The organism is Paenibacillus sp. Y568 (assembly GCF_059445545.1).
This window is the reverse complement of sequence record NZ_JCAIUM010000002.1, coordinates 284,606-309,098: the sequence shown is the minus strand read 5'-3', so window position 1 is coordinate 309,098 and position 24,493 is coordinate 284,606. Positions and strand designations below refer to the sequence as shown.

20 protein-coding genes are annotated in these 24,493 nt (G+C 40.4%); 3 read left to right on the top strand and 17 right to left on the bottom strand.

Going from position 1 to position 24,493, the window contains the following annotated elements; genetic code table 11:
• Window positions 1-45 precede the first annotated feature (45 nt).
• From AC1D7X_RS04490 to AC1D7X_RS04455, 8 genes are all read right to left on the bottom strand, one after another.
• Complete coding sequence (locus tag AC1D7X_RS04490; RefSeq protein ID WP_495474709.1) at window positions 46-678, bottom strand: phosphotransferase family protein; 633 nt, start codon at window positions 676-678, stop codon at window positions 46-48.
• Window positions 679-698: 20 nt separating this feature from the next.
• Entirely contained in the window at window positions 699-839 is a 141-nt protein-coding gene (locus tag AC1D7X_RS04485; protein WP_495474708.1) for a hypothetical protein, read from the bottom strand.
• A gap of 180 nt (window positions 840-1,019) precedes the next feature.
• Window positions 1,020-2,099 carry a lactonase family protein gene (locus tag AC1D7X_RS04480; protein ID WP_495474707.1) on the bottom strand — a complete coding sequence of 360 codons (1,080 nt, stop codon included), beginning with the start codon at window positions 2,097-2,099 and terminating at the stop codon, window positions 1,020-1,022.
• Between the two features lie 36 nt (window positions 2,100-2,135).
• Window positions 2,136-3,434, bottom strand: a complete 1,299-nt coding sequence (nagZ, locus tag AC1D7X_RS04475; protein ID WP_495474774.1) for a beta-N-acetylhexosaminidase — start codon at window positions 3,432-3,434, stop codon at window positions 2,136-2,138.
• 167 nt (window positions 3,435-3,601) lie between these two features.
• Window positions 3,602-4,252, bottom strand: coding sequence for a bacillithiol biosynthesis deacetylase BshB2 (bshB2, locus tag AC1D7X_RS04470; RefSeq protein WP_495456117.1), 651 nt, complete (start codon window positions 4,250-4,252; stop codon window positions 3,602-3,604).
• A 29-nt stretch (window positions 4,253-4,281) separates the two neighbouring features.
• Window positions 4,282-4,626, bottom strand: a complete 345-nt coding sequence (locus tag AC1D7X_RS04465; RefSeq protein WP_495456118.1) for a YojF family protein — start codon at window positions 4,624-4,626, stop codon at window positions 4,282-4,284.
• 173 nt (window positions 4,627-4,799) lie between these two features.
• Window positions 4,800-5,399 carry a nitroreductase family protein gene (locus AC1D7X_RS04460; protein WP_495474706.1) on the bottom strand — a complete coding sequence of 200 codons (600 nt, stop codon included), beginning with the start codon at window positions 5,397-5,399 and terminating at the stop codon, window positions 4,800-4,802.
• Between the two features lie 225 nt (window positions 5,400-5,624).
• Window positions 5,625-6,461, bottom strand: coding sequence for a DegV family protein (locus tag AC1D7X_RS04455; RefSeq protein ID WP_495456120.1), 837 nt, complete (start codon window positions 6,459-6,461; stop codon window positions 5,625-5,627).
• A 163-nt stretch (window positions 6,462-6,624) separates the two neighbouring features.
• On the opposite strand from AC1D7X_RS04455, the gene AC1D7X_RS04450 reads away from it, so the two are divergent.
• A complete protein-coding gene (locus AC1D7X_RS04450; protein WP_495456381.1) occupies window positions 6,625-7,230 on the top strand; it encodes a pentapeptide repeat-containing protein in 606 nt (201 codons plus the stop codon).
• 97 nt (window positions 7,231-7,327) lie between these two features.
• On the opposite strand, the gene map is transcribed toward AC1D7X_RS04450, so the two are convergent.
• From map to AC1D7X_RS04420, 6 genes are all read right to left on the bottom strand, one after another.
• Complete coding sequence (map, locus tag AC1D7X_RS04445) at window positions 7,328-8,080, bottom strand: type I methionyl aminopeptidase (protein ID WP_495456121.1); 753 nt, start codon at window positions 8,078-8,080, stop codon at window positions 7,328-7,330.
• Window positions 8,081-8,329: 249 nt separating this feature from the next.
• The gene (locus tag AC1D7X_RS04440; protein WP_495474705.1) at window positions 8,330-13,786 is read right to left on the bottom strand and encodes a HAMP domain-containing protein; all 5,457 of its coding nucleotides are present in this window, start codon (window positions 13,784-13,786) and stop codon (window positions 8,330-8,332) included.
• 138 nt (window positions 13,787-13,924) lie between these two features.
• Window positions 13,925-14,839, bottom strand: a complete 915-nt coding sequence (locus AC1D7X_RS04435) for a DMT family transporter (RefSeq protein ID WP_495456123.1) — start codon at window positions 14,837-14,839, stop codon at window positions 13,925-13,927.
• A gap of 39 nt (window positions 14,840-14,878) precedes the next feature.
• The gene (locus AC1D7X_RS04430; protein ID WP_495474704.1) at window positions 14,879-16,498 is read right to left on the bottom strand and encodes a glycosyl hydrolase family 18 protein; all 1,620 of its coding nucleotides are present in this window, start codon (window positions 16,496-16,498) and stop codon (window positions 14,879-14,881) included.
• Between the two features lie 90 nt (window positions 16,499-16,588).
• Window positions 16,589-17,689, bottom strand: coding sequence for a glycosyltransferase (locus tag AC1D7X_RS04425; RefSeq protein WP_495456125.1), 1,101 nt, complete (start codon window positions 17,687-17,689; stop codon window positions 16,589-16,591).
• A gap of 48 nt (window positions 17,690-17,737) precedes the next feature.
• Window positions 17,738-19,042: a nucleotide sugar dehydrogenase gene (locus AC1D7X_RS04420; protein ID WP_495456126.1), complete on the bottom strand. Its 1,305-nt coding sequence runs from the start codon at window positions 19,040-19,042 to the stop codon at window positions 17,738-17,740.
• A gap of 195 nt (window positions 19,043-19,237) precedes the next feature.
• Between AC1D7X_RS04420 and AC1D7X_RS04415 the strand changes: the two genes are divergently transcribed.
• Window positions 19,238-19,951, top strand: coding sequence for a GT-D fold domain-containing glycosyltransferase (locus tag AC1D7X_RS04415; RefSeq protein ID WP_495456127.1), 714 nt, complete (start codon window positions 19,238-19,240; stop codon window positions 19,949-19,951).
• Between the two features lie 148 nt (window positions 19,952-20,099).
• Here the strand turns inward: AC1D7X_RS04415 and AC1D7X_RS04410 are convergent, their stop codons facing one another.
• The 3 genes from AC1D7X_RS04410 to AC1D7X_RS04400 form a co-directional block, all read right to left on the bottom strand.
• Window positions 20,100-20,507, bottom strand: coding sequence for a hypothetical protein (locus tag AC1D7X_RS04410; RefSeq protein WP_495456128.1), 408 nt, complete (start codon window positions 20,505-20,507; stop codon window positions 20,100-20,102).
• 90 nt (window positions 20,508-20,597) lie between these two features.
• On the bottom strand, window positions 20,598-22,400 hold the full coding sequence (gene pepF / locus AC1D7X_RS04405; RefSeq protein WP_495456129.1) for an oligoendopeptidase F: 1,803 nt from the start codon (window positions 22,398-22,400) through the stop codon (window positions 20,598-20,600).
• Between the two features lie 36 nt (window positions 22,401-22,436).
• Window positions 22,437-22,994: a GNAT family N-acetyltransferase gene (locus AC1D7X_RS04400; RefSeq protein ID WP_495456130.1), complete on the bottom strand. Its 558-nt coding sequence runs from the start codon at window positions 22,992-22,994 to the stop codon at window positions 22,437-22,439.
• A gap of 132 nt (window positions 22,995-23,126) precedes the next feature.
• Here AC1D7X_RS04400 and AC1D7X_RS04395 point away from each other — a divergent pair, with 132 nt between their 5' ends.
• Complete coding sequence (locus AC1D7X_RS04395) at window positions 23,127-24,491, top strand: TrkH family potassium uptake protein (protein ID WP_495474703.1); 1,365 nt, start codon at window positions 23,127-23,129, stop codon at window positions 24,489-24,491.
• Window positions 24,492-24,493 lie beyond the last annotated feature (2 nt).

The following is a 24,493-nucleotide window of genomic DNA, read 5'->3' as shown; positions in this document are numbered from 1 at the left end:
AACTTACATTGGCATATTCTGGCTTTATTTATTGTGAAACCTTTCTCAATTATTCTGTAGTATTTTAAATCCTTCTACAAAATTATTCCGTGTCCATTGAATATGACTCCGATCTTCGTATTTACGATAGTCACATTCAATAACTAATATCAGATCTAAATACAGATCATATAATTCTCGTCTTACCCGCTCCGACTCTGTAATCACCCCTCTACCATATCCCTCATCAAAGGCAGCGGATCTACCAAATTTACCGAAATAATATTCAATCAGAGGATCTCCCCAGAATGCTCTTTCAAAATCAACAATGCCAGAAATCCTTCCTTCATGGATAAACACATTTCCGTCCCATAAATCCCAGTGAACAAGAAAAGGCTCGGTCACTTCATCCAAAGCATCTATTCTTTTCTCTACCTCTTTTTCAATATCGGCATAGGAGATCGGAAGTTCAACATTTAAATCTCTACCATCAGCCAATACATCGTCCATCATTCTACGAAATGCATCCGTCCAAGAACTTCTCAATTCATCACTATCATGAAAATAGCCAAATTTCGCACCTTTACATGCATTAATTTGTCGACTGTATTCACCGATCTGTTTTTGTATTCCTTCTAGCTCTTCTTTAGATAACGTTTCTTTTATTTTATTTAAAGGTGTACCTTCAATAAATTCCATAATGAAATATTCAGACGGAATCAAGCGACGATCTGGATCGCAACATTAGCCCAGCCATCCGATAGTTCTTCTACTGTTTGAATCGATTGACTAAATGCTTGATCCATAATGATCTTCAGTTGGGCATCACTTAATTTGGTTTTGTTATAGCTCTCCATCATAACACTCTCCAATATATAGGTTTGATTTACTCATATATCCCATGATTTTACGACATATTAGTTACTTCTCCTATTCACTCGAATTCCCCTTTATCATACTAAAAAGAACCTATCCTTCAGCATTTACTGAATTGAATAGGTTCTTCTTATAAAAGTTAGATTTTCGGTGTTAATCGATATTTACAAATAATAAGGTTGAACACATACCGGCTTAGACACCGTTACGCTTATGCCCGTATATTCCAGTCTACCCGACTCCTGATTCACACGGAATGTGGTAAGGTTGTTCGTATCACGATTAGCCACGATGAGGTAGTCTCCTTTGGGCGTTATCGCGAAGTGACGAGGATGTTCTCCTTCTACAGATACATGTTCCACATAAGTAAGTTTGCCTGACTCTTCATCAAAAGCATAGACAACAATGCTATCATGTCCACGATTTGAGCCATACACATATTTACCATCTTGAGAAGTTGTAATCTCTGCACAACCATTCTCCCCTGTGAAATCTGACGGAAGTGTTGGCACTGTCTCTTGCTCCGTTAATTCACCGCTCTCAGCATCATAGGCAAACGATGTGATGGTCGAGTTCAGTTCGTTAATGACAAAAGCGTACGTTCCATGTGGGTGAAACACGAGATGTCTAGGTCCAGCTCCTGGATGGAGATGAGTTGTTCCCTTCTTGATCAGCTGCTGCTTGTCTGGATCGATATGATAGGCTTGAATGATATCCAATCCAAGATCTTGCACAAATACATATTTACCATCTGGACTATAGAAAGAGGAATGTGGATGTGGTCGATCCTGATTCTTATGTACGCTGTGGCCTTCATGCTGTTGCACATCTAATAGTTCTCCTACGCTTCCATCCTGTTCAATAGCCATTAGACCGATCATTCCTCCATGATAACTAGTCACGGTAAGGAACTTCTCTGATGGATCGCGTTGAATATGGCATGTGGTCGCAGCTACACTATTCTTGCGATCAAGCAACTTGAGATTGCCCGTGGTATGATCGATGGAGTAGGCAACAACTTCCCCGATTTTAGTACCTTCCAAGGGCTGTGTTTCTGAAATGGCATATAATTTGTGTTGATTCGGGTCTATATTTAAAAAAGTCGGATTTTTAAGTCCAGCAACGTCTTGTAAACGGGTTAATTCCCCTGTACTTTCATCCAAAGAATACACATATACACCGCTATCTTCCGATTCAGCGTATGAGCCAACAAACACAAACAATTTCCCATGATGATCTACCATGTATAATGCCTCCCTTAGATTGTCTTTTTTATTTCGTTACTTCCCTACCTGGTCAAGTATCTTTCGTATATCTGAATTTAGAGATTGGACATTGGGCCCTTTGGCAGCTTCGTTCGTTAATCCATATTTCTCTTTAAGCTTCAATATCGTGTAGACTCGACTGTTGAGCACATCTTCTGAAATTTTACCGTTCTCCACTGCATCTGTCAAAGCTTGTATTACGGCTACGCCTTTCTGTGCATCATGACCAACAAGAACAATATTAGTACCCGCTAGGATCGTTTGGACGGAAGCCTCCTGCAAGTCAACATTGTCAGCAATGGCTCCCATGGTCATATCATCCGTCATTACAATGCCATTGAAGCCTAGCTCCTCACGTAAAATATCCGTAATAACAATCTTAGATAAGGATGCGGGGTTATCTGGGTCTACCTTAGGCATCAGAAGATGTGCAATCATAACGACTTCTGCTTGTTGTTGAATAGCTTCTCGAAAAGGAACTAATTCTAACTTACGTAACCGTTCTAGATCATTCTCCACAACAGGCAAGCCGATATGAGAGTCGACCGACGTATCTCCATGACCTGGAAAATGTTTAACAACCGGCACAACCCCTTGGGATTGGATGCCTTTCATCGTGGCTATACCAAGCGAGCTGACGAGTTTCGCTTGATCACCGAAAGAACGATCTCCAATGACTGGGTTATTCGGGTTACTATTAATATCAAGCACAGGAGCGAAGTCCATATTCAATCCAAAACCTTTTAATTCTTGACCAAGAATCTGCCCAATTTGATTGGATAACTCGCTATCGTTTTTCAACCCAATAGCTTGATTCGTAGGTAGCTTCAGAAATTCGTTAGGCATCCGAGTCACTCGGCCCCCCTCTTCATCTATACTCATCCAGAGTGGGACTTTATTGCCCTCATTACTACTCTTCAACTCGTTAAACAGACGTAATGATTGTTCCGTATTCTCAATATTATCTTTATAGAAGATAAATCCACCCACATGGTAGTCCTTAATAAATTTCTGAGTATCCTCATTCTGTTGTGTCCCATCCATGCCAACGACAACCAGCTGTCCTATCTTCTCATCCATACTCATCGTCTCCAAGAGTTCTTGTGTGGAGTCGGTTACTACTTCTAAAGGATCATTCTGATCACCCGATCCAGTCCCATCAGGAGAGGATTGCGAAGGATTCGGTGATTCCGCCTCATTACCTAATGAAGAATTAGGAGTTGTCTGGCTCGATTCCGTTGAACCACACCCTCCAAGGACGAGGATTATACACATTAGGAACATTAGAATCATGGGCTTGTTATTCTTCTTCACGATCAAATCACACTACCCTCTTAGCGTATAGTCTTACTCTACTTCTTATATTGTACCGAATTCATCCATTTTTAACACTTTCATATCATGGACTATACAACAAAGCCGAGCTTAAAGGCTCGGCTTCTTATTTTCTATTTCAAACTTGCAAGTACCCTAATCTCATTTTATTCTATAACATAAGTCCAGAATCGCTCAGTTCCGAATCTTTCCTTCATGGCTTCGCTCTCTACCATTTGGCTATCTACAGGTAACTGCCACTGTGAACGATGAGATTGAATCGAGCCGATCTTCTGCTTAAGAAAAGCACTAACATCGACTTTTACGTCAGAATGTCCCAATATTTCCTCACAGCCCTTCGTAAAAGCCATACAATGGACGACTGGTCTTTGGTCCTTCGGCATCTTCGCGATCGTACGTATAACTGCTGCGCCTGTAGCATCATGATCTGGATGAACACTATACAGGGGATGAAAAGTAACAACAAGAGAAGGATTCAGCTCCTTGATCAAATCTCCAAGTCTCTCGCTCATTGCTTCATGATCTTCGAATTCAATCGTTTTATCATGATAACCCATCATTCTTACATCGGTTATCCCAATAGACTTACATGATTCTAGCAGTTCCATTTTACGAATCTCTGGAAGTGTGACTCGATTAGCAAATAGTGGATTGCCCATGTTCCGAGCCATTTCTCCTAAAGTTAAACAGGCATACGTTACAGGTGTGCCTTCAGTGATGTGCTTGGCTAATGTTCCAGAGAGACCAAAGCATTCATCATCTGGATGTGGTAGTACTACTAATATCTGACGTTCCATATGAGTTAACCCTCTCTCTCTATTTAATATTAAAATGGTTCTTTACTTAATTGTAGAGATACGACTAATTTACCGTCGTTATCATGACCTGCGAGTATTAGACGTTCCGTATCCGTCTCATCCCAATGCGTTAATCCTTGAGAGTATACCCATCCTTGATCGATCTTGAGCCCAACACGATAAGGCCCACTTCCTTCAATTGAACCTAAAGTATATCGAATATGTCCATTACGGATAAATGTGGATGCTGTGAACTTTGAGTCATCATGGTGAGAGGCATAAGCTCCCGTTGTCATCTCAAGATGGATATATAGGTCTTGGTTTTTGAGCTGATCTATGATCAACTGAACATTTGTCTGATCTATGAGTTGCATTATTTTCTACTCTCCCGTCTGTCAATCACTTACTATATTGTTGTATGTACACTATATTATAGTCTACATTGCAACAAATTCTCAAATAATAAAAAAGCCCCCCTATACTATATGAACAATTATAGTATCGAGGACCGGCTTTAGTTAGAAATAATTTTCTGACACTTGTAGTATTATTTAAACACTTTAACTCGATCTTCTAAAGGCTTGAATTCTTTCTCTCCAGCTGGTGCTACTACTTTTCCAAATGGCATTTCAGCTAAAAGTTTCCATGATGCTGGAATATTCCAAGTTTGTTTCACTTCATCATCAATCAATGGATTGTAATGCTGTAATGATGCGCCGAAACCTTCATTTTCAAGACCTGTCCAAATAACCAATTGATGCATTCCTGATGATTGTAGAGACCAGATTGGGAAATTATCCGCGTAAGAAGCAAATGCCGTCTGCAATCCTTCAATAACTTCTTGGTCTTCAAAGAACAACACGGTACCGTAACCATTACGGAACATTGCCATTTTCTCAGCTGTTGGTGCAAATTTATCTTCAGGAACCATTTTCTTAAGTGTGTTTTCAGTAATATTCCACAGTTTATCATGTTGCTCTCCAAGAAGAACGACCACTCTTGCACTTTGAGAGTTAAAAGAAGATGGCGTATGTTTTACAGCATCGCTCACGATTTCTTGAATTCTTTCGTCAGACACCACAGATTCTTTACTAATTGCATAAATTGAACGTCTATTTTTAATTGCTTCAAAAAACCCTTTTTCCATAATTATAGTTCCTCCCTTAATGTTATGTACTTACTTTTTATATTATATATGAATTTTCAAAATAATACAAATTCCATGTCAAAATGACACTCACTCATTGTATTTTGCTCAACATATGCTAACCCTAGTCTGGATTTCAATAAGTAGCTCCATTAATAAAAAAGAGCTGCAGGCACATTCGCCTACAGCTCTCATAAATATGAACGCTTCCATAACATATTGTGGTTAATAATTATTAATCCATGATAATCCAATCGTTCCCTCACCAGCAAGAATTCCAACCACAGGAATGAATGTCATAATTTCAATTTTGAGATGTGGATGATCTTCAGCGATCTCCTGTTCAATCTCATGCGCTACGGATAAATTATTTGCATGCATAATACAAACGGTTTTTATCTTTTCGATGTCAGTCTTTAAATGTTCAATAATTCTATGCTTTGCTTTCTTAAAGGTACGTATTTTCTCATCAACAAGAATCTTACCATGATCGAAACGTATAATTAACTGGATTCGAAGCAAGTTACTAATCAACAACTGTGTACCTGATACTCTGCCACTACGATGAAGTTGGTGTAAATTAGCAGGAATAAGGAAAAACTTCGTATTATCAATCATAGGTTGAATGTTATTCTTAATCTCCTGTGCTGATAATCCCTCATGTTGCAATCTAAGCCCATACATAATCATCTCTCTAATCGGAAAGGCACCTGCCTCTGTATCTATCCCAATGACCGTTGCCTCAGCTATTTCTGCTGCTTGGATCGAATTGTGAAAAGTTCCACTAAGTGAGGAAGAACAATGAATTGCTATGATTTCATCATATTTATCTTTTAACGATTCATACAGTTCAATAAACTCCCCTATCGGAGGTTGTGAACTGCCTGCTTTTTCATAAACCTTAAGTTTCTCGTATACTTCGTCGTTCGTTATCTCTATCGTTTCTTTGTAACAATCGTTTCCAAATATAAGTCGCAAAGGAACAATATAAATGTGATTCTCTCTAGCAAAATCAGGGTCAATAGTACATGTACTATCTGTAACCCATGCAATTGATTTCATTGTTTCACTTCTCACTTTCAAAAGATGATATAGTCTTCGTAGATCTTACAATTAACCATAACAAACTAACAGTAGATATTCAACTTTACGATATTCCCATTTCTAATTCTTTATCAAATATAGATAGATATATTATAATAGAACCTATTAAGGAGATGATATGATGTTTTTTCATATAGATCAAAACTATGATCATATTGATTTCAGTAAATCCGATTTATGCTATGGCGAACTGACGAATTGTACCTTTCAAGAATGTAACTTTAGCGGAACACCCTTAGAAGAAGTCTCAACCACAAACTGCCAATTTATTAATTGTAATTTCACAAATGCGAATCTTAATGCGTCACAGCATATTGGCTCTGCCTTTACCAATTGCATTTTTAAAGGAAGTAACTTGTTCGTATCTAAATTTGAAAATTGCAAAATGGTAGGTTCCGACTTTGTTCAAGCACGCATGGATGGAATCACAATACAAGAAGGAGATTGGTCCTACACGAATCTGCGACATGTAAACCTAAGCAAGCAAGACTTACGGAAAGTCCGGTTTACGGAAGCAGATTTTGTTCAATCCAATTTAGAAAAAGCTGATCTGAGAGAAGCCAATTTAACTGGCGTTCAATTGAGTCAAGCCAAACTAGCGGGTGCTGATCTACGCGGTGCTATTCTCGATAGAATTGACTTTAAGTCTCTCGACATCAAAGGCGTTAGAATGGATCTCACCCAAGCGGCTACCTTTACACGTTCTTATGGTGCAAAGGTAGATTAACTACCACTAAAAAATAAGCCACAATATACCGGAAACACCAAAGAGCGGATCAAGGCTGACACCTTGACCTGCTGCTTGTGTTACATGATTATGTTTCTTATAGACCTTGATCCGTTAGAATGATCGGACCGTCAGCCGTAATAGCTAAAGTATGTTCATACTGTGCCGACAAGCCACCATCAACTGTTCTAGCTGTCCAACCATCTGCATCTATTTTGCTACGATAAGTACCGGTATTAAGCATAGGTTCAATGGTAATGACCATGCCTTCTTTCAATCTTGGACCGACATTTGCTGGACCATAATGTGGAACTTGAGGTTCCTCATGCATATCCTTGCCAATACCATGTCCTATGAATTCTCGTACGACAGAGAACCCTTCTGCTTCAGCATGGACTTGAACAGCATGCGAAATATCTCCAATGCGGTTTCCTACAACTGCCATCTCAATCCCTTTATATAAGGATTCTTTGGTTACATCTAAGAGTTTCTGTGATTTCTCAGATATCTGACCTACGGGGTATGACCAAGCTGAATCCGCTAACCAGCCATTTAAATTAACGACCATATCGATGGTCACGATGTCCCCTTCTTTTAGCTTCGTATGCGTCGGAAATCCATGACAAATAACATCATTTACAGAAGCGCATGTAGCAAAGCGATACCCATTGTACCCTTTTTGTTCCGGTGTAGCGCCATTCTTAATCATAAATTCTTCAGCAAATCGATCAATCTCAAGCGTAGCTATTCCAGGAACAATCATCTTACTAATTTCACGATGACAGGCCGCTAATATTTCACCAGCTAATTTCATCTTTTGAATCTGATCTTTCGTTTTAATTGTAATCATGCTCTTATCCCTCATTCTATTATGGTCTTCTTATTATAACCAAACTGTTTCGAGTTGGTGAAGTAAATTCAAGTCCAAACAACAAGATTATACACCATCTCCGTATAGCATACAAAAGTTATGACAAAAAGATGCATACGAAAGTATGTCTTACTGTATTTTAATTCCAACAACCATCCTTATCTTGGATGATCAAAAATAAGAATAGCAGGTTCAAGGAAAAAAAACTTGACCTGCTATACTCAACACTTAATCCTCTTCAGATACTTCTTCAACTTCTTCATCTAACCAGCTACGAATCATGGACAATAGATGTGCACTATTTACGGGTTTCGTAATGTAATCTGAGGCCCCTGCTTCTAAGCATTCCTCACGATCGCCAGCCATTGCTTTCGCAGTCAATGCAATAATTGGCAACTTTTGAAACTCAGGTTTTTCACGAATTGCACGAGTAGTCTCATATCCGTCCATAATCGGCATCATAATATCCATTAGTACAATGTCAATGTCCGGTGATTGCTCTAGAAGTGTAATGGCTTCGTGCCCATTCTCTGCAGAAGTTACCATCATATTATGACGTTCAAGAATGGTTGTGAGAGCAAATATGTTACGGATATCATCATCCACAACAAGTACCTTCTTATACTTAATCATTTCATCAGATTGATGAAGTTTGATAATCGCTTCACGCGATCCTTCAGGTAGATTCTCAGACTTGCGATGTAGGAATACACTTGTTTCATCCATCATCTGAATCGTCGACTTCACTTCACGAATAACAGCCACTTTCATTAGATCTTCAAGATCATGCTCTTCCTCGTGTGTCCATTTCTGCTTTCTAAACAACACAATTCTTAAGAATTTATTTTTGGAATTCTTTTGTATCTCCCGAATGAAATGAAGGACCTCCATATCCTGCAATTCATTGTCTACTAATAGACATTCCACATCATTAGCTTTTAAATACTCTAATGCGTGACGACCCGAGTCTGTATCGTGCACTTGTACATCTTCATTATCGATACATTCTTTCCACTGCTGGCGAATGCCATCATCACTATTCACAAGCAGGAGATTATGAATAGTCTGATCTGCATAACGATTTAAGTTATCCAATGTATTCTCAAGTTCCTCGTTATTAACAGGCTTACAAATATAATCGTATACACCCTTTTGCATCAGTTGGACTTTATCTTCCTCCACACTAATTACGCAGACAGGAATATGTCTCACACTCACATCATTCTTTAAGTGTTCAATAACAAGCCATCCGTCCGTGTCTTTTAATCGCAGGTCAAGCGTAATGGCAACAGGGTTATACTTTCTGGCTAGTTCAAGTGCATTTGAACCTTTGGTTGTGATAACAGCTTTGATATTTCTTTTATGCAGAAGTTCTAAGACAATTTCATTAAACTTTAAATCGTCCTCAATAATTAGAAACACACGGTCACCTGGTTCGATCAGGTCACGATCATCGATGATATCATTGTCTGATTTTCTACTATCCGTATATCTCCGCTCAGGAGGTGTGACATCAATGACCTCAGGGATATATTTCGTCTCCACTTCAATCTCTTGATACTCAGCATCTACCGGCAAGTATAAATTGAAGTAACTTCCTTTATCAACGACACTATATAATGTAATTTCTCCACCGAGCATACTCGCAATTTCACGAGAAATGGCAAGACCTAGTCCAGTACCTCCATATACCCGGTTGGTGCTTCCATCAGCTTGTTGGAAGGCTTCAAATATAATGCGCTGTTTATCTTCTGGAATGCCTACCCCGGTGTCACTTACAGAGAAACACAACACCATTGCCGCATTACTCAACGTCGAATTTGCTACATTCCATCCATCGGTTGCTCTACGGATCTGAAGCATGACCTGTCCTTCTTCCGTGAACTTGAATGCATTGGACAAGAGATTCTTCAGAACTTGTTGGAGTCTCTTTACATCCGTCACTAGGGTATCAGGAACATTCGATTCCGTCTTGATGTGGAATTCAAGTCTGCTATCATCCACCATATGACGGAACGTACGATCTAATCCATCCACTAAATCCAACAATTTAATTTCCGTATAATCCGGTGTTATCGTTCCTGATTCAATCTTAGATAAATCTAGGATATCGTTAATTAAATTAAGGAGATCGAACCCGGAATCTTGAATTGTTTTGGCAAATTTAACTTGGTTGCTGGATAGATTAGCTTCCGGATTCTCAGCAAGTTGTTCTGCGAGCAATAGTAATGAATTAAGTGGTGTGCGAAGTTCATGAGACATATTAGCTAAGAATTCAGATTTATATTTGGAAGTCAAAGCTAATTGTTCTGCTTTTTCTTCTAAGAAACTCTTCGCAATTTCAACTTCGTTATTCTTACTCTCGACTTCTGCTTTCTGAAGAACTAGGAGTTTCGCCTTATCCTCTAATTCTTCATTCGTGTTCTGTAACTCCATTTGCTGTTTCTGTAGCTTCTCTGTTAAAGACTGTGATTGAATTAGAAGTTCTTCAGTACGTTGGTTCGCTTGCATCGTATTAATAACAATACCTATCGATTCCGTCAATTGATCTAGGAAGGCAATATCAATCTCTCCGAAAGCACGGAATGAAGCTAACTCTAATACAGCAAGGACTTGATCTTCAAATATGATTGGAAGTAGAACGATGTTAAGTGGTGTTGCCTCACCTAGACCAGACGAGATCATAACATAGTCACCTGGTACATTCGTTAATAATATCCGTTGTTTCTCAATTAGACATTGACCAACCAACCCTTCACCAGCTCGATACTCATTGGAGAGATGTTTACGCTGTTGATAAGCATAACTTGCAAATAGGGATAATACCGACTCATCATTCACTACTTCGTTAATATAGATAACACCATGTTGCATGGACACCAATGGTGCTAATTCTGAAAGAATCATACGACATACAGCATATAAATCCCGTTGACCTTGTAACAATCGGGAAAACTTAGCCAGATTCGTCTTCAGCCAATCTTGATCCGTATTAATTCGAGTCGTTTCTTTGAGATTACGAATCATCTCATTCACATTATCTTTCAATGCTGCAACTTCACCTGCTGCGGCGACATCAATGGTACGAGATAAGTCTCCCTTCGTCACGGCAGTGGCTACATTGGTAATAGCCCGCACTTGGGTTGTTAAGGTACTCGCCATATAGTTAACATTATCCGTAAGATCACGCCACGTTCCTGCTGCACCTGGCACGCTCGCTTGCCCGCCCAGTTTCCCTTCAGCTCCGACTTCTCTAGCTACTGTAGTAACCTGATCTGCGAACGTAGCCAGTGTCTCAATCATGTTGTTAATAGTATCTGTCAACTCTGCGATTTCACCTTTTGCTTCGACCGTTAACTTCTGCTTCAGATTACCATTCGCAACAGCTGTCACAACCTTGGCAATTCCACGAACTTGATCCGTAAGATTCGTCGCCATGATGTTAACGTTATCTGTGAGGTCCTTCCATATTCCGCCAACACCACGTACTTGTGATTGCCCTCCGAGCTTCCCATCAGTACCTACCTCACGGGCCACACGAGTTACTTCTGATGCGAATGAGTTCAGTTGGTCCACCATGGTGTTAATCGTATTCTTCAGTTCCAGAAGTTCACCTTTTACATCAACGGTTATCTTCTTAGATAAATCTCCGTTCGCAACAGCTGTTGTGACACCTGCAATGTTACGCATTTGAATCGTTAAATTGCTAGCCATATAATTCACGGTATCCGTCAGGTCTTTCCAAGTTCCAGAGACGTCTTTCACATCTGCTTGGGCTCCAAGTTTCCCTTCCGTTCCGACCTCACGGGCCACACGAGTAACCTCTGAAGCGAAGTTACTGAGCTGATCTAGCATCGTATTCATTGTATTCTTCAGCTCAAGCATCTCACCCTTAACGTCTACGGTAATCTTTTTAGACAAGTCACCCTTAGCTACTGACGTCGTTACGTCGGCGATATTACGCACTTGATCTGTCAGATTACGAGCCATCCCATTAACGCCCTCAGTTAAGTCCTTCCAAGTTCCACCTACGCCCTTCACTTGCGCTTGTCCGCCAAGCTTACCTTCCGTACCTACTTCTTGGGATACTCGTGTAACTTCCGATGCAAACGTAGATAGTTGATCTACCATCGTATTAATAGTGTTCTTGAGTTCCAGAATTTCACCTTGAACATCTGCTGTAATTTTCTTAGATAAGTCCCCATTAGCAACCGCGGTCGTGACGACTGCAATATTTCGAACTTGATCGGTTAGATTGGAAGCCATGTAATTGACGCTTTCCGTCAAATCACGCCATGTTCCCGCAACACCTTTAACCTTCGCTTGTCCACCCAACATACCCAGCGTTCCAACCTCACGGGCCACACGTGTTACTTCTGATGCGAACGTGGATAACTGATCTACCATGGTATTGATGGTATTCTTCAGTTCAAGGATTTCACCTTTGGCATTCACCGTAATTTGCTTGGATAGATCACCCTTTGCAACCGCTGTCGTAACTTCAGCGATGTTCCGAACCTGATCTGTTAATGTGCCCGCCATGAAATTAACGTTATCCGTTAAATCCTTCCATGTCCCAGATACATCTTTAACATCAGCCTGTCCTCCAAGTTTACCTTCAGTTGAGACTTCTCTCGCTACCCTTGTAACCTCAGATGCAAAATTGCTTAACTGATCCACCATCGTGTTAATCGTGCTCTTTAACTCTAGAATTTCCCCTTTGGCATCTACCGTAATGGTCTTCGATAAATCACCTTTGGCAACGGCTGTTGTAACTTCAGCTATATTGCGGACCTGATTCGTCAAGTTACTAGCCATGTAATTAACACTCTCTGTCAAATCACGCCAAGTTCCTGCCACGCCGCTTACCTCTGCCTGTCCACCTAATATACCTTCGGTACCAACATCACGTGCCATACGAGTAACCTCTGAAGCGAACATTGATAATTGATCTACCATTGTATTGATTGTAATCTTCAGCTCAAGTATTTCACCTTGAACATCTGCCGTAATTTTCTTTGAAAGATCTCCATTGGCAACAGCCGTGGTTACAACAGCTATATTGCGGACCTGATCTGTCAGGTTCGTGGCCATATTATTAACACTATCGGTTAAATTCTTCCAAGTACCCGATACACCTTCAACATCAGCTTGTCCACCCAAGTTCCCTTCAGTGCCCACTTCACGCGCAACACGTGTGACTTCGGAAGCAAATTTACTTAGCTGATTCACCATCATATTTATATTGTTAGCAGACTTCTTAAATTCTCCTGTTAATGGACGCCCTTCAAATTCTAGATCTACAGTCTGGGAGAGATCTCCCTCCGCAACAGCATTGATGACACGGACCATTTCACTGGTAGGTTGAATGAGATCAATGACCATACCATTCAATGCTTCAACAGCAACCGTCCAAGATCCACCTGTATTTATATGAGAGAAACGTCTCGATAGATTACCTTCTTTTCCTACAACCTTAGCGACTGTTTGGATCTCTACTACCATGCTTTCTTGCATTTCAATAATCTCATTAAACGAATCCGCAACTTTACCCTCTAGGCCAACGAGGTCATACGGCATTCGATAAGAGAAATCTCCATTTTTAAAAGCTATTAAAGCTTTTAATAACTCGCTTGTATTGAATTGCTCTTTGGGCAGTTCATCAATAGAATCCTTTTCCGGCATTTTCAGTTCCTCCCACAATACATGCTTGACTGATTTCCACCTAGTGAAGATCATGTGATTTTTATAACTATTTTTATTTTACATTGTTATGGAAATTATGTCATTCTTCCAAAATGAATTGTTGATAAAATCGATATGCTAGACAACATCTAACTCATGAACTGATTCCCTCTTATTCGTCCTGTTCGTGACTCTCATAAAAAGAATCATACCCGTTATAGCCATAAGTCCTCCACAAATCTGTACATTACTCATGGTCTCATTTAACAATAAAAAGGCTAGCAAGCTGGCACCTATGGGTTCCCCTAGGATACTCATAGAAATGGTTGTAGCAGATATGTATTGCAATAACCAATTAAACAACATATGTCCGAACACGGTTGGAACGATGGCTAATAATAGAAAGATTCCCCATTCTCGCTCATTATAATGCGTAAATGATATCCCCATGGTCACATTATAGATAGCAAACACTACCACCGCAGATGAAAATACGATCAAGTTATATACGTAAGGCGACACTTGTGACAGCAGCTTTTGACCAATTAACATATGTACGGCGACAGCAAGCGTTCCTAGGAAAGACATTAAATCTCCATATAGATTTTCATTTGAAATTCCGATATCCCCCCAGCCGATCAAGGCAGCTCCAGCAACAGCAATTAGCATACCCAACTTCGCGAAAGAAGCCATTCTCTCTTTGAATAAAAAATAAGCTCCGCACCAAATAAACACCGGTTCCAGTGCTAGTATAATCGTTGAACTAGAAACCGTCGTATAGGTTAATGATCCCATCCATAACAAAAAATGTAATGCAAGAAAAAAACCAGATGCTCCTAATAGGATCCAGTTCTTAACCGAGATGGAGCGCAATTCAGCACCCCGCCGAAAACCAAATGGGAGCATCATGAATACCGTGAATAGTAGTCTATACATCCCCTGGATCGATGCGGGTGCTGTAGACCATTTCACGAATATGGACGAAAAGGAGACTGCGATAACACCGATAAGAAGGGGGATGATGATGGGAATAGGTGCTGCTGATTTCTTCATTACAATTTCCTTTCACGTTATAAATCTAATTTTCTCATATTAATAGGCTGAATAACGAACGACATTCCGAAGTGCGGCCCAAATATCATGAGTCTCACCACCCATATACCAATATGCATAACCGGCAACCCCTTTACTAGCTGCCATATGGGCTTTGAGCGATAAGGACCGACTCTCTTCCATCCAAATGCTATGTTTCGTCCCTAACAAAGTATACTTAGCTATATATTGACTTGTGCTAGTATCAAATGTTAGTTTAGCATTCCTCTTAATGATTCTTTGATTCTGTAACGGTAGCGTTATTTCTTCTGATAGGACCTTCTTTGAAGATACAGACCAGTCACGCGTATACAGTGGCAGTGCAACTATAACTTTATTAGAAGCAACCGATTTGAGCAATTTGCTTAATGCCTTCTCTACCCAAGGAAGTGAAGAGACAGATCCAGCTACCGTTGACCCGCCCCAATGCTCATCATAACCCATTAACACGACATAGTCTGCAGATTTACCCAGCATTGCATAGTCAAACCCTTCCGTCCAATCCGTTCCTAAATCTGGTGAAACATCAATAGATAGAACGGCATTTATCTCATGAAGCTGGTTAGCAAGTGTAGTAATAAATGTGGTTAAATTCTTACGATCCGTAGGATTCACATCTTCAAAGTCAACATTGATACCTGCTAGTTTATACTTTTGAACATACGTAGTGATTTGTTGGATCGCTTTATTTCTCAAGGTTGAACTAGATAATATCTCATGTGTCAGTTCCGAGTTCGAGTGATTTCCCAACATCGCCCATATTTTCTTATTGTTTTGTTTAGCGTAGGTCAATAATTCTACATTGGAATGGTCCGATATGACGGCATTATTCTCTAGATAGAACCACCTAGGTACCAATGTATTAACGGTTGATGACTCCACTTGATCTATGAATTCTGTTGTTGTACTATCGTATTGCCATCCCATATGAATAACAGAAGCACTCTGCCCACTCCTCACTTTAACCCCGAATGAACTGTCTAGGATCCGGTCCAATACGACTGCCGTTTCTTGTCTAGTAATAGCATCATTGGGACGATACTTATGTCCTTCACCGGACATGATCGATTCCTTCTGAATCGTATAGACATACGGAATGGCCCACGTAGCGATATCATCGGAATCAACGAATGTGAGTTTACTAGTCGTTGTTCCATCCTTAAGTTTCATCGCGCGGACTATTAATGCAGCCGCTTCTTGACGGCTAATCTCTTGGGTAGGTTCGAAGAATCCCGGGCGAACCCCATCCACTATACCTAAGTTCACCCCTGCTTGTACCCACCCATAATACCATTCCTTCTTTCGAACATCCGTAAAGGACGCAATGGCGTTATCTACAGGTTCCAGTCGTAGCACCCTGCCGATCATCGTTATAAACTCTGCCCTAGTCACAGCTTTCCGAGGCTCATATGTCCTTACTTTCGTACCATTAATGATGTTCAGACCAGCTAATCGAACAATTTCTTTCTGAGCATAACTATTCGAAATATCATCAAAAGGAAGCTTGCTGCTTGTATTAGCTGAAATGGTCGATGGTACAGTACCCACTCCCATAAAAATAATGAGTAGCATGAGTGTACTAAGTTTATAGATTGATGAATGTATTCGGTTTTTTATCAAAAGAAAAGCCTCGCTTTATAATAGAATAGGGTGCTCTTCTATCCTATCAAATTAAAGCATAGGCTTTTACGATCAAATATTGGAAGATTATCATAATCCCAGCGCGTTTTTAAGCTTTGTTCGATTACCTAGTAGAGCTATGTCTTCAGGTAAATATATAAGGGCTTTTTCGTTGTTTTCATAGGAACGTTTCATATCCCCAATACTCGCATAACAGTAGCTCAACCGAATATGCGGCAACCAAGTATAACAGATTAACGATACAGGTCTCAACCCATGTCTATGGATTTGTTGCTCTACGGATTGTTCGTACCAGTGAATGGCTGTATGCCATTCCTTCCATGTCATGAAGCACTCACCAATAGCACAACAAATATCGCTCTGTGGCCTGTCATAGCGGAACGAACGAAATAGACTATGAAGCTTATTCTCCATGTCTCCTAATTGATCATAACATTGAGATAATCTTAAGCAAGCCCCAATCCGATCTTCTCGATACCCCGCCGATTCCGATAATAACTTCTCAAATGCAGTTATAGCTTGTGGGTACTCCTGTCGATCACAACATTCATTCGCGTAATGATATAACATACGACCCTCAAGTGGTTCTTCTTCAGTCAACCACTTTGTCATAATATGATGATTGCGTTCTGTGTGATCCGATTCAGACCGGCGATGTGTGATCGCTATATCAGTGAATACAACGTTCCCACGACTTATATCTAGGTCTTCATGAATACACCCATACCAACGATATCCCTTATCCCGCTTCACTAGTCGCGTTCGACGAGATGCAAACGTCGCTCGGCCCGCTTCATCTTCTGCTAAGTGATAATCCATAATAACTGCATCGATATTGGAGGTCAAATGCTCCTTTAACTTACGTAACAGTACACGGTCCCGTTCTAATAGGACATCGTCGGCATCTAGCCACAGGATATAATCCTGCGTGGCTCTTTTAAATGATTCATTACGGGCAGCTGCGAAATCGTCAGTCCATGATATAGAATGTATATGTTCTGTATACCGAGCAGCAACCTCTAATGTGAGGTCCGTAGATCCTGTGTCGATCATGATAATCTCATCAACGATATCAGCAATCGAATCTAAACACCTTGCGAGTGTATTCTCTTCATTCTTAACAATCATACATAGACTGATGGTTATCGTCGACTTCTCATCTGCGCTCACGAGTAACGCCCTCCTCACTCAATGATGATTCCATCTCCATTTTGAGTATTAGCCTGGATTTCCTAATACCACAATACGACCACCTTGGCATGTCTTCATTACATTTCGTGTATCAAAGATCATTGGGGCGTGGTCCGCTATATTCTGATAATCCACCTTACTATGATCGGTTGTGATTACGACCATATCGGATTCAGACCATAATATTGGATCTGGAGCAACCGAAGTTATGATTTCTTTACTTAACCTAAACTGAGAAACAAAAGGATCTGTATAACACACATCAGCGCCTTCTTCTCTCAACTTTTGAAATAATGCCATGGCAGGTGATTCCCTTACATCATCAATATCTTTTTTATAAGCCATCCCAACAAGAACAATTCTTGCACGGTTAATAGATTTCTCCTCACTCTTTAACATCTCTGTTATTCGTTCGACCAAATAAAGAGTCATATTATGATTCGTTCGATCTGCAAGTTGAATAAACTCTAGTGGAATGCCATATTGCTCTGACTTCCATGCCAAATAGAGTGGGTCTATTGGGATACAATGTCCACCGATTCCAGGACCCGGATAGAATGTCATATAGCCGAATGGTTTAGTAGCAGCCGCATCAATCACTTCCCAAATACTAAACCCTGCCTTCTCACACATAGGAACCATTCCATTCACAAGAGCAATATTCACACTGCGGAATGTATTCTCAAATAACTTCGCTGTCTCCGCAACCATTGTAGAACTGACTGGAACGATACGATCAAGAATTCCCCCATAGAATTCAACCCCAACTTTCAGACAGTTCGGTGTACTTCCTCCTATAATCTTCGGTGTGTTCTTAACGTGATAATCTTTGCTCCCTGGATCCACTCTTTCAGGAGAATAACAGACGTAGAAATCGTCTCCAGCAGACCACGCATTGGTATTTTCCACAACCTGACGTATAAGCTCCTCCGTCGTCCCCGGATATGTGGTGCTCTCCAGAATAATTAGCGTTTCCTTCTTGAGGTAAGGAAGCGACATCTGGATAGCAGATTCTATATATGTTGTATCCGGTTGATTCCCCCTCGCCAATGGTGTAGGAACACAGATAATGATAATATCTGCTTGACGAATGACATCATATTGCGTTCCAACATGGAAATTCCCAGCTATCGATGCAATAACTTGGTCTTCAATATCTATAATATAAGATCGTCCATTGTGTAATTCTGCAATTTTAACTGGATCGATATCGATTCCGAACACGTTATAACCAGCCATTGCAATCTCAGTTGCCATCGGTAACCCTACATATCCAAGACCAATAACGACGACTCTAGCCGAAAGGTCCTTAATTCTGTTAATAATATCCACCCAAGCCACCCTCCTTGGCATTACATAATTAAACCCTTAGTTCTTCACAATATATGTTTCCACTGTCTAATCTGATAGGACACCTTCATTAACTCTATTGTTAAATAGGTATAAATTTATAGAAGATAGTCAATGACACAGTATGCATTGCTTTAGCAACATATATATATAGGAACAACAGTTAGGAGGGAGATCATGCAACAAAGCAGATATCTTGAATTAGATGAGGTTCTAACTCGAATAGAACATGCATTATCGACCCGTCAAGCGCTATCGCTCGTACGTATTGGAGACGGAGAGAATCTTGTATTAGCACAAGATACAGTGTGGCCCATTGATCAGGTACTTCAAGAACGATGGTCAATGAAGGCTAATCGAGGTCAAAAGGGGTTGTTTCTTCCTAATTTTAAATTAAGAGATGAAGTAGCTTACTCCGTTCAGCGGGCTGATATCGTAGGCATTCTACCCCATGATGATATAAGCATTAATGCCCCCTCCTATTTAAAAAGAGAGTTAACGGATCAAGTTTTTTCTCACTTTGGTATCTCTCCCCTCCTTACATGCCATGCTTGTCTGAATCGCCAATTAGTTGATACACCCACGTTCTGGAGTATGTTGAAGAATCAGCGACTACTAATCGTTACAAGGGAAGATCTACAAGTGAAGTCTGTTCTGGAATCGCCACCTTACACACTCCAGATTTCACAAACAATTCCTTTCGGGCAATACGAACAAATGTCAGACACGCTTCGTTGGATCGTAGATCACAAGAGTGAATTCGATGTGGCTCTCTTCACTTGTGGAGTAAATGCCGTTGTTCTAGCTGAGCGTACCGCCACCCTTACGGGGAAGGTTGCCTTTGATTTCGGTAAGGCCTCAAATATATTAATAAACGGAAGAGCTAATTAACTGAATAAACACGTTAAAGTACAAACTCCCCCCTCACTTTATCATCAGATGAGGTGGGTAAATTGTACTTTATAAGGGCATCAAAAAAAACGCTCCAAATCGTACATGGAACGTTCTTACAACTATCTCCAAAATATGAACATGGGGATCAAGGCGTTGCTGCTTTTCCAAAGAACACCTCTGGTCCGTTACGTATCGTTGTTGAGGCTCCAGATACGTAGGATGAATATACACTTTCTGCAGCGGCTGGGGCAGCTAAATCTTGTGCAAGAAACGATATGATCTCGTATTCGTTTGTGCTACTTATGGATCCTTCTGCCTGATAGATAACATTCGAAGGTACGTACGTGGCTCCACGGACAATCTCAATGATATACTCATCACCAGCTTCACCAACAAAACAAATATTACCATTCAAGGTAATTATGGGATTTGGTACAAAACCTGTCTGCAGACCAATAACTCCAAATAATTCTGGCGTAGAAGTTAATTCTGTATTAGGTGCTCCCGAAACAGATGAATTCATAGAACTTCTCATATCCAAAAACGTACTCATTCTCATTCCTCCTCACTATCAAGATATCCTAGTATATGATAGTAATGAAGAAAGAGTATGGACGTTGTACATACGTGATCTATCTATTTATTAAAAGAGAGATTCTAATTCATTTATTAGTGAACCTACATAATCGACAGCTCGATGAATTGGATCTGCATCAGACATATCGACACCAGCTAACTTCATAAGTTCTAATGGCGTCATACTTCCTCCCGCTTTGAGAACATCCAACCATCGGTCCACAGCAGGTTGACCCTCTTCACGAATAATCTGTGCAACGGCAGTAGAAGCTGTCAATCCAGCGGCATAGGTGTATGGATATAGACTCATATAATAATGAGGTTGGCGCATCCATGTCAACTTAGCATCTTCATCAATTTCAACGGAATCACCCCAAAATGACTTGAGCACATCTCCTTTTTGTTCCGATAGAACTTTAGCGGTAATAGGCTCATCATTCATAGCTAAGCGATAGATCCGACGTTGAAGCTCACCTTCAAGCAGATGTGTCACAAAATTATGATAATACGTGTTCAGAAGTTGCAGAATAACCCAACGCTTCATACGGTCATCATCTGAATTCGTCATTAAATGATCTGCAAGTAGAAGTTCATTCATTGTTGATGGTGCTTCGATAAAGTACATGGACGGTCGCGCATTGGTTGAACGTTGATTTCTAGCCGCAAGCATCAAATGTCCCGCATGACCTACTTCATGTGCTAGCGTGAATGCACCCCGCATATTATCTGCCCACGTCATAAGGATGTACGAATGTTGACCATAGACAGAAGAACAGAATGCTCCAGTAGATTTACCTACATTGTTAGCATAATCTACCCATCTCTCGTTAAACGCGGAATTCACAATTTCTCCGTATTCTGGCCCTAGAACACCCAATGCTTCTTGAATCATGTTACATGCTTCGGAATAAGTCGTTGTTGGACTAAACTCCGGATCCAGAGGCGCCTTTAGATCTGAAAAATACAATTTCTCTAGTCCTAACTCACGTTGCTTCAACTTCGCATATCTTCGCATATGTGGAGCCAATTGCTCTTGAATGGTGTCAAGAATTTGATCATACATTTGAGTTGTCACTTGCTGTGGTTGTAGGAGCATTTCCGTTACAGATCCATACCCACGTAGTCGCGATAATACGACTTGTTTCTTGACTTCCGTCGCATAAGCCTCGGCAAATGTATTCTGATATGTACGAAGAGAACGACTAAAGGAAGCAAAGGCAGATCGACGAAGTACTGTATCTGAAGATTGCTCATATTTATTCTCATATAAAGGGAACGATACGGGCTGTGAGTTCCCACTCTCATCCGTTGCATTCTCAAACGTCATATCCGATAACTTAGCTCGAAGATAGACGCGATACGGGGAATCTAGAACTTCACTCATCGATGCAAGAACACTTTCGGTTTCTGAGCTAAGACGATGAGACTTCGAATCTAGCAATAATTTCAAGCTTCTGCTGTAATCCGCTAGTCCAATGTTCTCTTCTAAATATTGTTCTACGGTTCCATCAGGTAAAGCAATGATCTCAGACTTGATAAAAGACAGTGCGGATGCAATACTCGATACCATATCTCCCGACTTAGCAGAATTTACTAAGTTGTCCGAATTGGTACTATCCTCCGTCTGACGTAACCTCGCGAATGAAGCAGCACGTGAGACACGCTCGTGTAATTCTTCTTGAGCATTAAGGCATGCTAACAATATTTCAGATCCTTCACTTAAGCGACCTTTATACTGCGTTACATTCCCTACATCCTCGCGGATCGATTTCAGTTCAGCTTTCCACGCTTCCATACTTGTAAAAAGATCATCTAAATTCCATGTCGTTTCTTCAAGCACTTCAGATCTCTTCTTAATCGGTTCTCCCATCTAATTACACCTCTCACATCCGCATATTTAATTTCATTATATTTCCTTAACCATATGATAATACATGTGATCATTGATCGGAATTTCTTTATCCACCTTATAACCTGATCTCTGATACAAAGAATAAGCACCCTCATTGTCTTTAACTACCGCCAGCGCAATTTTGGTGAAATGTCGCTTCATGGCTTCATTCTCAACAGCAAGCATTAATTCCTTACCAATGCCTTGTCTGCCATATGCAGGAGATACAGAGAGCGTATCTATATAAAATTCATCCTCATCCGCTTCCTTGTCTAACACAAGACTAGGGTTGTTCTTTAACTTTCTTAAGTAATCAATCATCGGTTTATCCAATACAATCGCATCAGAGCCTGCGTAAGAAACAACAACTCCCGCAACCTCACCATTCACTTCTTTCACGACCATTTGATGGTAACTTAATCGACCCTCTTCTTGAATGAAATATTGTCCTAGAACCTGAAGGACATCTTCTTCGTCCTCTTGTCCCGTCAATTGATGCGCAACGTCATGCAATGCATCATAAAGTAATCGCGTTACAAAAAGTTTATCTTCTTTTCTTGCTGGTCTTATCATGATGTATCCCTCCAAAACTTTCTGTCATGCTATTATACCCCACGATAATAAATATTGGGAGTTTGGGACTGTTTTATCATTCATGGGTACACTATAATGAGAAGAATGACATTCTAGAAGGTGAGTAATCAAATGCAATTCACACCAAAAAATAAACTATATCGTTATTTTTTAACACCCCCAAAGATACTAGTATTTGGCTTTGCCATCATTATTCTAATTGGGACTATTCTGTTGGCATTACCTATTGCATCATCTACAGGATCCCCGTTATCTTTCATGAATGCCTTATTCATGGCAACTTCAGCCACGTGTGTCACTGGGCTTGCAGTTGTGGACCCGGGGACACAACTATCTACTTTTGGGGAAATCGTAATTCTGAGTCTTTGTCAAATTGGAGGACTAGGCTTCACGACCATGGCTACCCTGATCGCTTTGGTATTCAACAAACGGATTTCTGTGAAAGAACGACTTGTTCTACAGCAAGCGATGAATCATGGCAGCATGGAAGGTATTGTGCGTCTCATGCGCAAAGTTATTTTCTATTCTCTCTCGATCGAACTAGTAGGAGCACTGTTATTAGCGATTCGCTTCTCATTGGACATGCCTATCTGGCAAGCTTTATATTATGGCGTATTCCACAGTGTTTCTTCATTTACTAATGTTGGACTAGATATCCTTGGAACCGTTCATGGTCCATTCAGTAGTTTCAATTCTTACGTAAATGATCCTTTTGTAAATATCGTGATTATTCTACTCATCTTTCTTGGCGGAATTGGTTTTATTGTCATCTCCGATCTACTTGGGTTTCGCAAGTCAAGAAAATTGTCCCTACATAGTAAAGTTGTTCTTTCGGTATCCATTGCACTAGTTGTGATCGGGTCTGTCGTTATTTTTATTTTCGAATACTCGAATGAACATACCTTACAAGGTCTTAATCCTTCGGATAAAATCATGGCCTCTACATTGCAATCTGTCACTACGCGCTCTGGTGGGATTACAACATTAGACATTCCTAAATTGCATCAATCCACACAGTTTTTCATGATTATCTGGATGTTCATAGGCGCAGCACCTGGTTCAACAGGTGGTGGTATTAAAGTCACGACCTTTGCCATCCTCATAGGGGCCATGTATACGATGGCTCGAGGTAGAGATGATGTTGTATTCTTCCGAAGTCGAATTTCGAAGGAAGTTGTGTACAAAGCAATTACACTTACACTATTATCTTTTCTACTCGTCATCGCATTTACCATGGTATTATCCGTTACGGAAGATCGCCAATTTCTAACGATTCTTTTTGAAGCTACCTCTGCCTTTGGGACGTGTGGTCTCTCCATGGGATTGACCCCTGATCTATCAACGGTTGGGAAGATTGCAATCACATTTCTAATGTTCTTAGGCCGGCTTGGTCCTCTGACCTTAGCCTATGCACTAAGCCCTAAGCCTCAGAAAGAATCATTCCGATACCCAGAAGGCAAAATTACAATTGGATAAAT